An 11,896-nucleotide genomic window follows, 5' to 3' on the forward strand; every position below is an offset into this window, starting at 1 on the left:
CACCTGAACTTCGGCGCCGACCTGCCGGGCACTTGAGCGGACATATCTTGGAGTGTCACCGGCAAGGTGCCACAAAATGGCAACATCTCCAAGAAAAATCTCGAAAGCCTGTTACTCGCCCTTGCGGCCCCGCTTTTCGAACCGGGGCAGCATGGCCGAGAAATCGCGGCCGCGTCCGTCCTCATCCTCCACGAAGCGGGCGTATAGGGTGGCAGCGAGCGCACCCATGGGCGTGTCGGCATCCGCGCCTTCGGCGGCTTCCTGGCTCAGGCGCAGATCCTTGAGCATCAGATCGGCGGCGAAACCGGGCTTGTACTCGTTGTCGGCGGGGCTTTTGGGGCCGATGCCGGGGGCCGGGCAATAGGTGTTCATCGACCACGATTGCCCAGATGAGGTCGAGACGACATCGAACATCGCCTGCCGGTCGAGGCCCAGCTTGTCGGCCAGAGCAAAGGCTTCGCAAGTCGCGATCATGGTGACGCCGAGGATCATGTTGTTGCAGATCTTGGCCGCCTGACCATTGCCCGAGGGGCCGCAATGGACGGCCTTTTGGCCCATCATGTCAAAAAGCGGGCGCGCGGTGGCAAAATCCGCCGCATCGCCACCCACCATGAAGGTGAGCGTGCCCGCCGCAGCCCCGCCAACCCCGCCCGAGACGGGCGCATCGAGCGCACCGAGGCCTGCGGCTGCCGCGAGGGCGGCCACCTCGCGGGCGCTCGCGACATCGACGGTCGAGCAATCGAGCAGCACGGCACCCTGTTCCATCGCGGGGATGATCTCGGCTGCGACCGCTTTCAGGATCGCGCCATTGGGCAGCATCGTGATGACGACCTCGGCTCCTTTTGCCGCCTCTGCGGCGCTTGCGGCAGGGATGACGCCCTCGGGCGCGGGGGCTGCGGTGTCATATCCCGTCACCCGATGGCCTGCGGCCACCAGATTGGCGGCCATCGGCGCGCCCATGTTGCCCAAACCGATGAATCCGATCTTCATGGCGTTCCTGTCCCCGTTCAAAATTTCAATCCCTGTGCGCCCAAGGGCATCAACATGCCCGACACGTCGGTCTGCGGCACGGCGTCGAGCGCCGGATGCCGCCACTTGGGCGATTTGTCCTTGTCGATGATCGCAGCCCGGATCCCTTCGAGAAAATCGCCCCGTTCCATCGCACGGGAGGTGAAGCGATATTCTTGTTCCAGCGCATTCTCGATCGTGTCGCGCATCCGGGCGCGATGGACCAGTTCGATGGTGCAGGCAACCGACAGCGGGCTGCCGCGTTCCATCATCGCCAGCGCGCGGGGCGCGACCGCGCTCTCGGAAAAGGGCAGCAGGTTGAGCACGTCGCGGATCGTCTCGCCCCCGAACATCGCGTCGATCTCGGCCTGATCCGCGGCAAGCGGGCTTTCGGGCTGGGGTAGGGCGGCGCGGTCCACCGCCTCCCAATCGCCGGTGGCGCAGAGTGTGTCGATCAGTGCGGGCCAATCGGCGCGCGGGATGAAGTAATCGGCGAATTGCGCATGGATCGCATCCCCGGGTCCCATCCGTGCCCCGGTCACGCCCAGGTATTCGCCAAGCCGCCCCGGCGCGCGCGACAACAACAGCGTGCCGCCCACATCGGGGATCAACCCGATGCCGCATTCGGGCATGGCGATCTGGCTCGTCTCGCAGACCACCCGGTGCGAGCCATGGCAACCGACACCGACGCCGCCCCCCATGGTGTACCCCTGCATCAGGCTGATCACGGGCTTGGGGAAATGGAACAGCCGCGCGTTCATCCGGTATTCATCGGCCCAGAACCGTCGCCCGTAATCGTAATCGCCCGCCATGCCCGTGGCGTGCATCTGCGCGATATCGCCGCCTGCGCAAAAGGCCTTGTCGCCCATGGCATCGATCACGATCAGCGCCACGCGGTCATCTTCGGCCCAATCGATCAGGGCCGCATCGATGGCGCGGCACATGTCATAGCTCAGCGCGTTCAGCGCCTGGGGCCGGTCAAGCGTGATGCGCCCCGCGCGCCCCTCGATCCGGATCCCGATCCCCTCGGTCATGGCTTCATCTTTCCAAAAATATGCAAACCCGCCCGCCGTTCAGCGCGCGGCCAGCATCTGGCGCGCCACGATCAGGCGCATGATCTCGTTCGTGCCTTCAAGGATCTGGTGCACCCGCAGGTCGCGCACCAGTTTCTCGATCCCGTAATCCGCAAGATAGCCGTAGCCGCCATGCAGTTGCAGGCATTGGTCGACCACCCGGCTGCCTGCCTCCGTCACGAATTTCTTGGCCATGGCGCAGGATTTGGTCGCGTCCGCCGCGCCGGTGTCGAGTTTCCAGGCCGCTTGACGCAACAGGACGGTCGCGGCTTCGAGCTCGATTTCCATATCCGCAAGCCGGAATTGCAGCGCCTGGAACTGGTCGATCGATTGACCGAAAGCCTTGCGTTCGGCCATGTAATCCAGCGTCGACGAGAGCGCCGCGCGCGCCGCGCCCAGCGAACAGGCCGCGATATTGAGCCGCCCGCCATCCAGCCCCGCCATGGCATAGCGAAAGCCATGGCCTTCCTCGCCCAGGAGGTTTTCCGCCGGCACCGCGCAGGCGTCGAATTGCACCTGCCGCGTGGGTTGCGACCGCCAGCCCATCTTGTCCTCGAGCCCGCCGAAGCTAAGGCCCGGCGCATCCGCATCGACGATCACCGCCGACACGCCGCGCGGTCCCGCCTCCCCGGTGCGGCACATGACGACATAGGCGTCCGAATAGCCGCCGCCCGAGATGAAGGCCTTGGTCCCCGTCAGGAGATAGCCTTCGTTCGTCCGCTCCGCCCGCGTCTTGAGCGCTGCCGCATCCGAGCCCGATCCCGGTTCGGTCAGGCAATAGGAAAAGAAGCTTTCCATCGAAAGCGCGCGGGGCAGGTAGCGGTCTTGCAGATCCTCCGATCCGTACAACTCGATCATCTTGGCGCACATGTTGTGGATCGACAGGAAGGCCGCGACCGAGGGGCAGGATTGGCTCAGCGCCTCGAAGACGAGCGTCGCCTCGAGCCGGGACAATCCCGTGCCACCCTTGTCGGCGGAGACGTAAAGCCCGCCAAAGCCCAGTTCGGCGAGTTTCGGCCAAAGATCGCGGGGGATCGTGCCCTCGCGTTCCCAGTCGCGGGCATGGGGCGCGATCTCGGCCCGGCCCACGTCGCGGGCCATGTCGAATATGGCCTCTGCCTCCGGCGACAAAGCGAAATCCATTCCCGCACCTCCCCTTTGCGTGTCGTGGAATTGAACGCTTGTTTAATTTCCGACTGTTGCAGCAGTTTTGCAAGCCCCGCGACCCCCATTGCGAGCCATCGGGAGCAGCGATATATCGCGGATCGGCGCATCGCGGGCGGCATCGGGCCGGCCCTGCCGGCGCATCATACGGGTGCCTCGGTGTCCTCCCCCACATTCGATTGCACGGCCTGCGGGGCCTGCTGCTTTGGCGGTCACGACCGCTATATCGCCATCCTGCCCATGGACCGCGACCGCCCCATCCCAGAGACCGCCACCCATGAGATCGAGGGGCGGCGCTACATGAAAATGGCCTGCGGGCATTGTGCGCAGCTGACGATCGCGCCCGATGGGCAGACGCTGTGCGCCATCTACGCGGACCGGCCGGAAGCCTGCCGTGCCTTTCGTGCGGGCAGTTTCGAATGTCTCAAGGCACGCCAGCATCGCGGGGCCGAGGCGCTTGCCTTGCGCGCATTCGCCATGGCGCAAAAGGAAACGGCGCCGCCCCCGGTCGAGACAGCGCCGCCGATGATGCTGGGGCAGGGGGCAGATCAGCCCCCCGCCGATACGCTCAATCCATCGCCTTGAAGTTGAAGGCGGCGCCTTCCTTGATGCCCGAGGGCCAGCGCGCGGTGATCGTCTTGGTGCGCGTGTAGAAGCGGAAGGCGTCGGGGCCGTGCTGGTTCAGATCGCCGAAGCCCGATTTCTTCCAGCCCCCAAAGGTGTGATAGGCCAAGGGCACCGGGATCGGCACGTTGATGCCCACCATCCCGATGTTGATGCGGTTGGCGAAATCGCGCGCCGTGTCGCCATCGCGGGTGAAGATCGCGGTGCCGTTGCCGTATTCGTGGTCCATGGCAAGGCCGATGGCTTCCTCGTAGCTTTTCGCGCGGACGGTCGACAGGACAGGCCCGAAGATCTCGGTCTTGTAGATGTCCATGTCGGGGGTCACGTGATCGAAAAGATGCGCGCCCACGAAATAGCCGTTCTCATAGCCCTGCAGGCTGAAATCGCGGCCGTCGACGACGAGTTTCGCGCCCTGGGCCAAGCCGGTTTCGACAAGGCGCAGGATATTGGCCTTGGCGGCGGCGGTGACGACGGGGCCGAAATCGACATCATTGCCCGCGGTGTAGGGGCCGACCTTGAGCGCCTCGATCCGGGGGACCAGTTTCTCGATCAGGCGATCGGCCGTTTCATCGCCCACGGGCACGGCGACCGAAATCGCCATGCAGCGTTCGCCCGCCGCCCCGTAGCCTGCACCCACCAGCGCATCGGCGGCCTGGTCCAGGTCGGCATCGGGCATGATGATCATGTGGTTCTTGGCGCCGCCAAAGCACTGGCTGCGTTTGCCGTTCGCCGTCGCCCGACTGTAGATGTATTGCGCGATGGGCGTGGAGCCGACAAAGCCCACGGCCTGCACAACCTCGTTGTCGAGGATGGCGTCGACCGCTTCCTTGTCGCCGTTGATGACCTGCAAGATGCCGTCGGGCAGCCCCGCTTCCTGGCAGAGCTCGGCCAGCATCATCGGGCAGGAGGGGTCGCGCTCGGACGGCTTGAGGATCATCGCATTGCCCGCAGCCAGCGCCGGGCCCATTTTCCACAGCGGGATCATGGCGGGGAAGTTGAAAGGCGTGATGCCCGCCACCACGCCCAGCGGCTGACGCATGGAATACATGTCGATACCGGGGCCCGCGCTGTCGGTGAATTCCCCCTTCAGCAGGTGCGGCGCACCGATGCAGAACTCGATCACCTCGAGCCCGCGCTGCACATCGCCCTTGGCATCGGGAAAGGTCTTGCCATGTTCGCGGCTGATGGCTTCGGCCAGCTTGTCCATGTCGCGGTTCAAGAGGCGCACGAGTTCCATCATCACGCGCGCGCGGCGCTGCGGATTGGTCGCGCCCCAGGCCCGCTGTGCCTTGGCGGCGCTGGCGACGGCGGCGTCCAGCTCTGCCTTGGAGGCCAGGGCCACCTGCGCCTGAACCTCGCCGGTGGCGGGGTTCATCACATCGGCTGTGCGGCCCGAAGTGCCCGCGACGTGCTTGCCGTCGATCCAATGTCCGATCTGCTGCATCTGTCCCTCCCTTGGGGTGATCTGGTGTTCGCGCTCAGTCTAGCCTTGCAGGAATGCCGGGAAAAGCGGCAGGTTGCCAAAGTCGTTTTGCGAAATTGCAAGATGGCCTCGGGCAAGCGGGCGGAAAACTCGAGTTTTCCGTGCCGTTTTGCTCGAGCAAAACGCGCCGCGAAGCTGCAGCTTCGCGCCGCAACGGATGGGAATGGCATGAACTGGGACGATCTGCGCGTGTTTCTGGCGGTGGCCCGCGCCGAAGGGCTGTCGGGAGCGGCCCCGCGCCTGAGGCTTGATCCGGCCACGGCGGGCCGGCGCATCGCGCGGCTCGAACAAAGCCTTGGCGCGGTGCTTTTTGCCCGCTCGCCGCAGGGCTATACCCTGACCGAGGCCGGCCAACGCCTGTTGCCCCGCGCCGAAGCAGCCGAGGCGGCCTTGGCCGAAGGGCTGGAGGCCGGTGACGGGGCAGGGCGGCTATCGGGCACGATCCGCATCGGCGCGCCCGATGGCTGCGCCAATTACCTCCTGCCGCAGGTCTGCGCCGCGATCGGGGCCGTTCATCCCGATCTCGACATCCAGATCCTGGCCCTGCCGCGTGTCGTGAACCTGTCGCGGCGCGAGGCGGATCTGGCGATCACGGTGTCTGCCCCCGCCACCCAGCGCCTGAGCGCCGAGCGTTTGTCGGATTATCGCCTGTCGCTGGCGGCCTCGACCGACTGGCTGGCGCGGCACGGCACGCCCGAAAGCCCCGAGGCGCTGAAGGGCGCGCGGATGATCGGCTATATCCCCGACATGATTTTCGATGCGGAACTGGATTACCTCGCGGCCTTTGGCGTGACGCGGGTGCCCATGGCGTCGAACGCGGTGTCGGTGCAGCTCAACCTTGCGCGCGCAGGTGCGGGATTGGCCATCGTGCATGATTTCGCGCTGCCCGCAGCGCCGGGGCTGGTGCGTGTGCTGCCCGATCAGGTGCGGCTGACGCGGACCTTCTGGCTTGTCACCCATGCAGGACCGAGGGATGCGCGGCTTGACCGGTTCACCACGCTTCTGCGCGAGGGCATGCGCACCGAGATCGCGCGGCTGGAGGCGCTGGTTGGCTGAGGCAAGTGTTTTTCTTGACAGATCAACCCATGCGGGTGGACGCTGAGCCCACGGGACCGAAGACACGACGGCCACCAAGGGAGGTAAGCCATGCTGGTTCAGCAGATCCTGAAATCCAAATCCGACGATGGCGTGGTGACGATCGCGCCGGGCACGAGCCTGGCCGATGCCGCGCGGCTTCTGGCGCAGCGGCGGATCGGGGCGGTCGTGGTGTCGCCCGATGGCAAGCGGGTCGCGGGCATCTTGTCGGAACGCGACATCGTGCGGGAACTGGCCAACAAGGGCGTGGGCTGCATGGCCGAGAGCATCGACGGCGTGATGACGCGGGATATCGTGACCTGCGGGCGCAACGACAAATCCGATGCCGTTCTGGCGCTGATGACCGAGGGGCGGTTCCGCCACCTGCCCGTGGTGGAGGCGGGCGAGATGGTGGGCCTCATCTCCATCGGGGACGTGGTCAAGGCGCAGCTGTCGGAACTGGCCATGGAGAAGGAAGCGCTCGAAGGGATGATCAAGGGCTTCTGACACCTGCGACGCGCGGGGGGGTTGCATCGGCGCGCGCCCGGTGATTGGGTCGCGCCCGCAATGCACCGGCGGCAGGGACAGGCAATGCGGACAGGGCTTTACCCGGGCACTTTCGACCCGATCACCTTGGGTCATATAGACATCATCAAGCGGGCCTGCCTGCTTGTGGATCGGCTCGTGATCGGCGTGGCGATCAACCGTGACAAGGGTCCACTGTTTTCCCTCGAAGAGCGTGTGGCGATGGTCGAGGCGGAATGCGCCAAGCTGTCCGAAAAGACCGGCACCGAGATCATCGCCCATCCGTTCGAGAACCTTCTGATCGATTGCGCCCGCGATGTGGGCGCCTCGATCATCATTCGGGGCCTGCGCGCCGTTGCCGATTTCGAATACGAATACCAGATGGTCGGCATGAACCGGAAACTCGACCATTCCATCGACACCGTTTTCCTGATGGCCGAAGCCGACCGGCAGGCGATCGCCTCGAAACTGGTCAAGGAAATCGCCCGTCTCGGCGGCGATGTGTCGGCCTTTGTCACGCCGCCGGTCAAGGCGGCGCTGGATCTGAAATATCCCAACCATTGAAACAGGAGACTTGGCACATGGCCGAGATCAAGGACCCCGAGAACACGATTCTCATCGAGCTCAAGACCGGAACCGTGGTGATCGAACTGATGCCCGCCATCGCGCCCAAGCATTCCGAGCGGATGAAGGAACTGGCGCGCGAAGGTGCCTATGACGGCGTGATCTTTCACCGCGTGATCGAAGGCTTCATGGCCCAGACGGGCGATGTGGAACACGGGAAAGAGGGCGGCAACATCCGCCGTGCAGGCACCGGCGGGTCGGACAAGCCCGATCTTCCGGCGGAATTCTCGGGCATTCCGCATGATCGCGGCACGCTGGGGGCGGCACGGTCCTCGAACCCCAATTCGGCCAACAGCCAGTTCTTCATCAACTTCACCGACAACCATTTCCTGAACCGCCAGTACACGGTCTATGGCCGGGTGATTTCGGGCATGGAACATGTCGACGAGATCACGCGCGGCGAGCCGCCCGCGAACCCCGACAAGATGATCTCGGTCAAGGTGGCCGCCGATGCGTAACACAATCGCCGCTGCCCTGATCGCGGTGCTGCCGGGCGCGGCATTGGCCACCGGGCTCGAGATCGACATCGCGGGCGAGGCCGAGGGCACGATCGTCATCGACCTGTTCGAGGATGTGGCCCCCCAGCACGTGGAGCGGATCACGACGCTTGCGGCCGAGGGTGCCTATTCGGATGTGGTGTTTCACCGCGTGATCGACGGGTTCATGGCGCAGACGGGCGACGTGGAATTCGGCCGGATGGGCCAGGACATGCGCTATGCGGGCATGGGCGGGTCGCAATACCCCGACCTGCCGGCCGAATTCTCCGACATCACCTTTGACCGGGGTGTTGTTGGTATGGCGCGAGCCCAGAACCCCGACAGCGCCAATTCGCAATTCTTCATCATGTTCGCGCCGGGTCCATTCCTTGACGGTTCCTATACGGTCGTCGGCCAGGTGGTCGAAGGCATGGATGTGGTCGATGCGATCAAGCGCGGGCGCGGCCAGAACGGCGCGGTGGTCGGGGAACCCGATCGCATGGTGGCCCTGCGCGTAAGAACCGACGATCCCGTCGCGCCGCCCGAGGCACCTGCAACCGGGAATTGATCCTTTCGCAGGCAGGCGCGCGCCGTCTGCCTGCGGCTCTTGCGCTTTCCCTCCTGTTCGGGCTGCACTGCAGCAATCCCCTTGCGGGCGCTGCCGAAATCCGCAACGTGGTGTGAAACGGGGCGCATGGGGGCGCGAATGGGTCAGGGTGCCGGAATCGGCAAGATGATGCGCAGCGAAGCGGGCAAGGGGCTGACCCTGATCTCGCCCACCTTTGTCTATGCGCTGCTTTTGCTTGCGGCCCCCTTGGCGATGATCCTGCTCTTGTCCTTCTGGACGCAGGACTTCCTGACGATCATCCGCGAGTTCCAGCTGGGCAATTACCAGGAGGCGCTGAGCGATCCGATCTACAGCGCGCTGATGCTGCGGTCCTTGCGCATTTCGGCCACGGTGACGCTTGTGACGGTCGTTCTGGCCTTTCCGGTCGCCTATTACATCTCCTTCCACGTCCGGCCCGAGCGCAAGTCGCTTTGGCTTTTCCTGATCACAATCCCGTTCTGGACCAGCTACCTGATCCGGGTTTTCCTGTGGCGGGTGATCCTGGCCTATGACGGGCCGGTGAACAGCGGGCTTCTGGCGCTTGGGGTGATCGACGAGCCGCTTGGCTGGATCCTTTACAACGCGAATTCGGTCGTCATCACGCTCGCCCATGCCTATGCGCCATTCGCGATCCTGCCCATCTTCGTCGTGCTGGAAAAGATCGATCGGTCCCTGCTGGAGGCGGCGCGCGATCTGGGCGAAAGCCGCGCCATGGCCTTCCTGCGCGTCACCCTGCCGCTTGCCATGCCCGGTGTTCTGGCCGCCGTCCTGATCGTCTTCATCCCCACGGTGGGCGATTACGTCACGCCGCAACTGGTGGGTGGATCGGGCGGCCTGATGATCGCCAACAATATCCATGCGCAAATCTTTGCCTTCAACAACAGGCCGATGGGTGCGACGCTCGCCGTTCTGGCGATGCTGATCGTGGCCATGACGCTTTTGTGGGGCATCAGCCGCCTGCGGTTCTGGCTGTGGCTGGCCGATCGCATGGGCGGCGGCCTGCGGGGCGGGGCCATCGCCCTTGGCGCGGCTGTCGCGGAAATCGCTTTGATCCGTGTCGTGTTTTCGGCAGCACCGGGTCTTGTCGGACCCGAGGCCGCGATCATCGGCCTGTTGCTGATCGTCAGTGCCGCATCCGCCCTGATCCTTGCGCGGGTGCCGAAGGGGAGGTGGGGGATATGAAACTGAACCTGCTGGCCGTTTTCGCGGGCCTCTATCTCGTGGTGCTCTACGCGCCCATCGTACTTTTGCCGCTCTTCGCCTTCAACAGCGGCTCGGTCATCGCCTTTCCGCTCCGGGGTTTCACCACCGAATGGTTCGGCGCCTTGCTCGATACGCCGGCGCTTCACGCGGCCACGCTGAATTCGCTGATCATCGCCGTGTCGACCGCGATCTTTTCCACCATCCTTGGCCTGTTCGCCGCGCGCGCCGCAACGCGCTATGGTTTTCCGGGCAAGGCGGGGATCGTGGGGTTCATCATGCTGCCCCTTGTACTGCCCGAAGTGATCGTGGCGATCTCGCTTCTGATCGTGCTGATGCAGATGGGTCTGAACAGCGGCACATGGTCGATCATCGCGGGCCACACGCTGATCTGCACGCCCTTTGCCATCGCCATCCTGCAGGGCAGTTTCGCCAACATGGACAAGAGCCTCGAGGAGGCGGCGGTGGATCTTGGCGAAACGCCATGGTCGACCTTTCGGCTGATCACGCTGCCGCTTGTCGCGCCGGGGATCGTCGCCTCGCTTCTGATCTGTTTCATCATTTCGCTCGATGAATTCATCATCGCCTTTTTCCTGTCGGGCAATTCGCCGACCCTGCCGGTCTACCTGTGGTCGCTTTTGCGGTTTCCCGCGCAATTGCCGATGGTCATGGCGCTTGGCACGATCCTGGTGCTTTTGTCCGTCCTTCTCCTGATCCTTGCCGAAACCTTCCGCCGCCGTGGTCTGAAACGGGCCGGCCTGAAAGACACCGGAGGCTTCCTGTGAGCCAGAAAACCCCCATCGTCACGCTGACGGGCGTTCAGAAATATTACGGCGATTACCACGCGTTGCGGGGGATCACGGCCAATATCGGGCAGGGCGAATTCTTTTCGCTGCTGGGTCCCTCGGGCTGCGGCAAGACCACCTTGCTGCGGTCCATCGCGGGGTTCGAGGATATCTCCTCGGGGCAGCTTCTGCTTGATGGGCGCGACATGGAGGGCGTGCCGCCCAACAAGCGGCCGACCAACATGGTGTTCCAGTCCTACGCGATCTTTCCCCATATGAACGTCGCGGAAAACGTGGGCTTCGGCTTGCGCAGGTCGAACCTGTCGGCCGAGGAAAAACGCCGCGCCGTGGGCGAGGCGCTGGAGATGGTGGGCTTGGGCAAATTCGGGACGCGGGCGGCCCATGCGCTGTCGGGCGGCCAGCGGCAACGCGTGGCGCTTGCGCGCGCGCTGATCATGAAGCCCAAGGTCCTGTTGCTCGATGAGCCCCTGTCCGCCCTCGACAAGAAGATGCGCGAGGTGATGCAGGTCGAATTGATGCGCCTGCAGCGGGAGGTCGGCATCACCTTCATCCTCGTCACCCACGACCAGGAAGAGGCGCTGGTCATGTCCGACCGGATCGCCGTGATGTTCGAGGGCGAAATTGCGCAGCTCGATGATCCCGAAACGCTCTATCGCCGGCCCAAGTCGCGGCGGGTGGCGGAATTCATCGGGATGATGAATTTCCTGCCCGCCCAAGTGCTGCCGACAGGTCCGGGCGGGGGCCGCGTGGCGCTGGAGGTTGCGGGGCTCGGGCCTGCCGAGCTCGAGGCCGCGCAATGCCCCAACGGCGCCACGATCGGCGCGGCAGAGATCGGCGTCCGCCCCGAAAGCCTGACGATCCTCTACGAAGGCCAGAGCGCCGAAGGCGGGCGCGAGGCCGAGGGAACGGTGCGCGAGGTCGTTTATTACGGCGACATGACCTATTACGACGTCCTGCTCGACGGCGCACCATCGCCCGTCCGCGTCTCGATGCGCAACATGCCCGGCCGCAAGGTTCTGGACTTCGGCGCACGCGCAAGGCTCGCCTGGGACCCACGGTCGATGGTGATGTTCTGCGGGTGAGTTAAGAAAAAATCCTTTTGTCCTGAGTTTTCCGGCCTAGGCTTTTTACCGCTAAACAACTACGCTATGATATTCATCCTGCGATCTGGGCGGGTTGTATCCTTTGTTCAAGTGTCAGTGCCAGGAGTGTATTCCGTGCCAGGACCCCAA

At 64.5% G+C, this 11,896-nt stretch carries 12 protein-coding genes and 1 pseudogene; 9 read left to right on the forward strand and 4 right to left on the reverse strand.

Translation table 11 applies throughout. The features are described from left to right. Positions 1–111: 111 nt before the first annotated feature. Genes mmsB through AABA51_RS07515 form a run of 3 tightly spaced genes read right to left on the reverse strand, consistent with a single transcriptional unit; the run spans position 112 to position 3,224 of the window. Positions 112–990 (reverse strand): 3-hydroxyisobutyrate dehydrogenase, encoded by an 879-nt coding sequence (mmsB, locus tag AABA51_RS07505; protein ID WP_338276067.1) that lies wholly within the window; start codon positions 988–990, stop codon positions 112–114. A 17-nt stretch (positions 991–1,007) separates the two neighbouring features. Continuing rightward, positions 1,008–2,042 carry an enoyl-CoA hydratase/isomerase family protein gene (locus tag AABA51_RS07510; protein ID WP_338276068.1) on the reverse strand — a complete coding sequence of 345 codons (1,035 nt, stop codon included), beginning with the start codon at positions 2,040–2,042 and terminating at the stop codon, positions 1,008–1,010. Between the two features lie 39 nt (positions 2,043–2,081). After that, positions 2,082–3,224 (reverse strand): acyl-CoA dehydrogenase family protein, encoded by a 1,143-nt coding sequence (locus tag AABA51_RS07515; protein ID WP_338276070.1) that lies wholly within the window; start codon positions 3,222–3,224, stop codon positions 2,082–2,084. A gap of 180 nt (positions 3,225–3,404) precedes the next feature. Between AABA51_RS07515 and AABA51_RS07520 the strand changes: the two genes are divergently transcribed. After that, on the forward strand, positions 3,405–3,830 hold the full coding sequence (locus tag AABA51_RS07520) for a YkgJ family cysteine cluster protein (RefSeq protein WP_338276072.1): 426 nt from the start codon (positions 3,405–3,407) through the stop codon (positions 3,828–3,830). On the opposite strand, the gene AABA51_RS07525 is transcribed toward AABA51_RS07520, so the two are convergent. Continuing rightward, positions 3,814–5,313, reverse strand: a complete 1,500-nt coding sequence (locus AABA51_RS07525) for a CoA-acylating methylmalonate-semialdehyde dehydrogenase (protein WP_338276073.1) — start codon at positions 5,311–5,313, stop codon at positions 3,814–3,816. The two genes, AABA51_RS07520 and AABA51_RS07525, sit on opposite strands and share 17 nt — an antisense overlap. 207 nt (positions 5,314–5,520) lie before the next feature. On the opposite strand from AABA51_RS07525, the gene AABA51_RS07530 reads away from it, so the two are divergent. The 8 genes and pseudogenes from AABA51_RS07530 to AABA51_RS07565 all read left to right on the forward strand — a co-directional run bounded on the left by AABA51_RS07530 (position 5,521) and on the right by AABA51_RS07565 (position 11,746). Next, a complete protein-coding gene (locus AABA51_RS07530) occupies positions 5,521–6,408 on the forward strand; it encodes a LysR family transcriptional regulator (RefSeq protein ID WP_338276075.1) in 888 nt (295 codons plus the stop codon). A gap of 90 nt (positions 6,409–6,498) precedes the next feature. Next, positions 6,499–6,933 (forward strand): CBS domain-containing protein, encoded by a 435-nt coding sequence (locus AABA51_RS07535; RefSeq protein WP_338276077.1) that lies wholly within the window; start codon positions 6,499–6,501, stop codon positions 6,931–6,933. Between the two features lie 84 nt (positions 6,934–7,017). Further along, positions 7,018–7,515 (forward strand): pantetheine-phosphate adenylyltransferase, encoded by a 498-nt coding sequence (gene coaD, locus AABA51_RS07540; protein WP_338276079.1) that lies wholly within the window; start codon positions 7,018–7,020, stop codon positions 7,513–7,515. A gap of 17 nt (positions 7,516–7,532) precedes the next feature. Next, positions 7,533–8,033, forward strand: a complete 501-nt coding sequence (locus AABA51_RS07545) for a peptidylprolyl isomerase (RefSeq protein ID WP_338276080.1) — start codon at positions 7,533–7,535, stop codon at positions 8,031–8,033. Next, a complete protein-coding gene (locus AABA51_RS07550; protein ID WP_338276082.1) occupies positions 8,026–8,619 on the forward strand; it encodes a peptidylprolyl isomerase in 594 nt (197 codons plus the stop codon). Before AABA51_RS07545 ends, AABA51_RS07550 begins: the two co-directional genes overlap by 8 nt. A 138-nt stretch (positions 8,620–8,757) precedes the next feature. Further along, positions 8,758–9,630, forward strand: a pseudogene (locus AABA51_RS07555) (ABC transporter permease); the annotation flags it as partial. Positions 9,631–9,836: 206 nt separating this feature from the next. After that, positions 9,837–10,643, forward strand: coding sequence for an ABC transporter permease (locus AABA51_RS07560; RefSeq protein ID WP_338276084.1), 807 nt, complete (start codon positions 9,837–9,839; stop codon positions 10,641–10,643). Further along, a complete protein-coding gene (locus AABA51_RS07565) occupies positions 10,640–11,746 on the forward strand; it encodes an ABC transporter ATP-binding protein (RefSeq protein WP_338276086.1) in 1,107 nt (368 codons plus the stop codon). The genes AABA51_RS07560 and AABA51_RS07565 overlap by 4 nt, the downstream gene beginning before the upstream one ends. The last annotated feature ends 150 nt before the right edge of the window (positions 11,747–11,896 follow it).

The organism is Roseicyclus marinus (genome assembly GCF_036322625.1).
Classification (GTDB): Bacteria; Pseudomonadota; Alphaproteobacteria; order Rhodobacterales; family Rhodobacteraceae; genus Roseicyclus; species Roseicyclus marinus_A.

What these genes read in the sequence shown, in the direction of transcription:
- AABA51_RS07530 (WP_338276075.1), top strand. Translation starts at nt 5,521, where the DNA reads ATGAACTGGGACGATCTGCGCGTGTTTCTGGCGGTGGCCCGCGCCGAA.
- AABA51_RS07510 (WP_338276068.1), bottom strand. Translation starts at nt 2,042, where the DNA reads ATGACCGAGGGGATCGGGATCCGGATCGAGGGGCGCGCGGGGCGCATC.
- AABA51_RS07560 (WP_338276084.1), top strand. Translation starts at nt 9,837, where the DNA reads ATGAAACTGAACCTGCTGGCCGTTTTCGCGGGCCTCTATCTCGTGGTG.
- AABA51_RS07535 (WP_338276077.1), top strand. Translation starts at nt 6,499, where the DNA reads ATGCTGGTTCAGCAGATCCTGAAATCCAAATCCGACGATGGCGTGGTG.
- coaD (WP_338276079.1), top strand. Translation starts at nt 7,018, where the DNA reads ATGCGGACAGGGCTTTACCCGGGCACTTTCGACCCGATCACCTTGGGT.
- AABA51_RS07550 (WP_338276082.1), top strand. Translation starts at nt 8,026, where the DNA reads ATGCGTAACACAATCGCCGCTGCCCTGATCGCGGTGCTGCCGGGCGCG.
- AABA51_RS07515 (WP_338276070.1), bottom strand. Translation starts at nt 3,224, where the DNA reads ATGGATTTCGCTTTGTCGCCGGAGGCAGAGGCCATATTCGACATGGCC.
- AABA51_RS07545 (WP_338276080.1), top strand. Translation starts at nt 7,533, where the DNA reads ATGGCCGAGATCAAGGACCCCGAGAACACGATTCTCATCGAGCTCAAG.
- mmsB (WP_338276067.1), bottom strand. Translation starts at nt 990, where the DNA reads ATGAAGATCGGATTCATCGGTTTGGGCAACATGGGCGCGCCGATGGCC.
- AABA51_RS07525 (WP_338276073.1), bottom strand. Translation starts at nt 5,313, where the DNA reads ATGCAGCAGATCGGACATTGGATCGACGGCAAGCACGTCGCGGGCACT.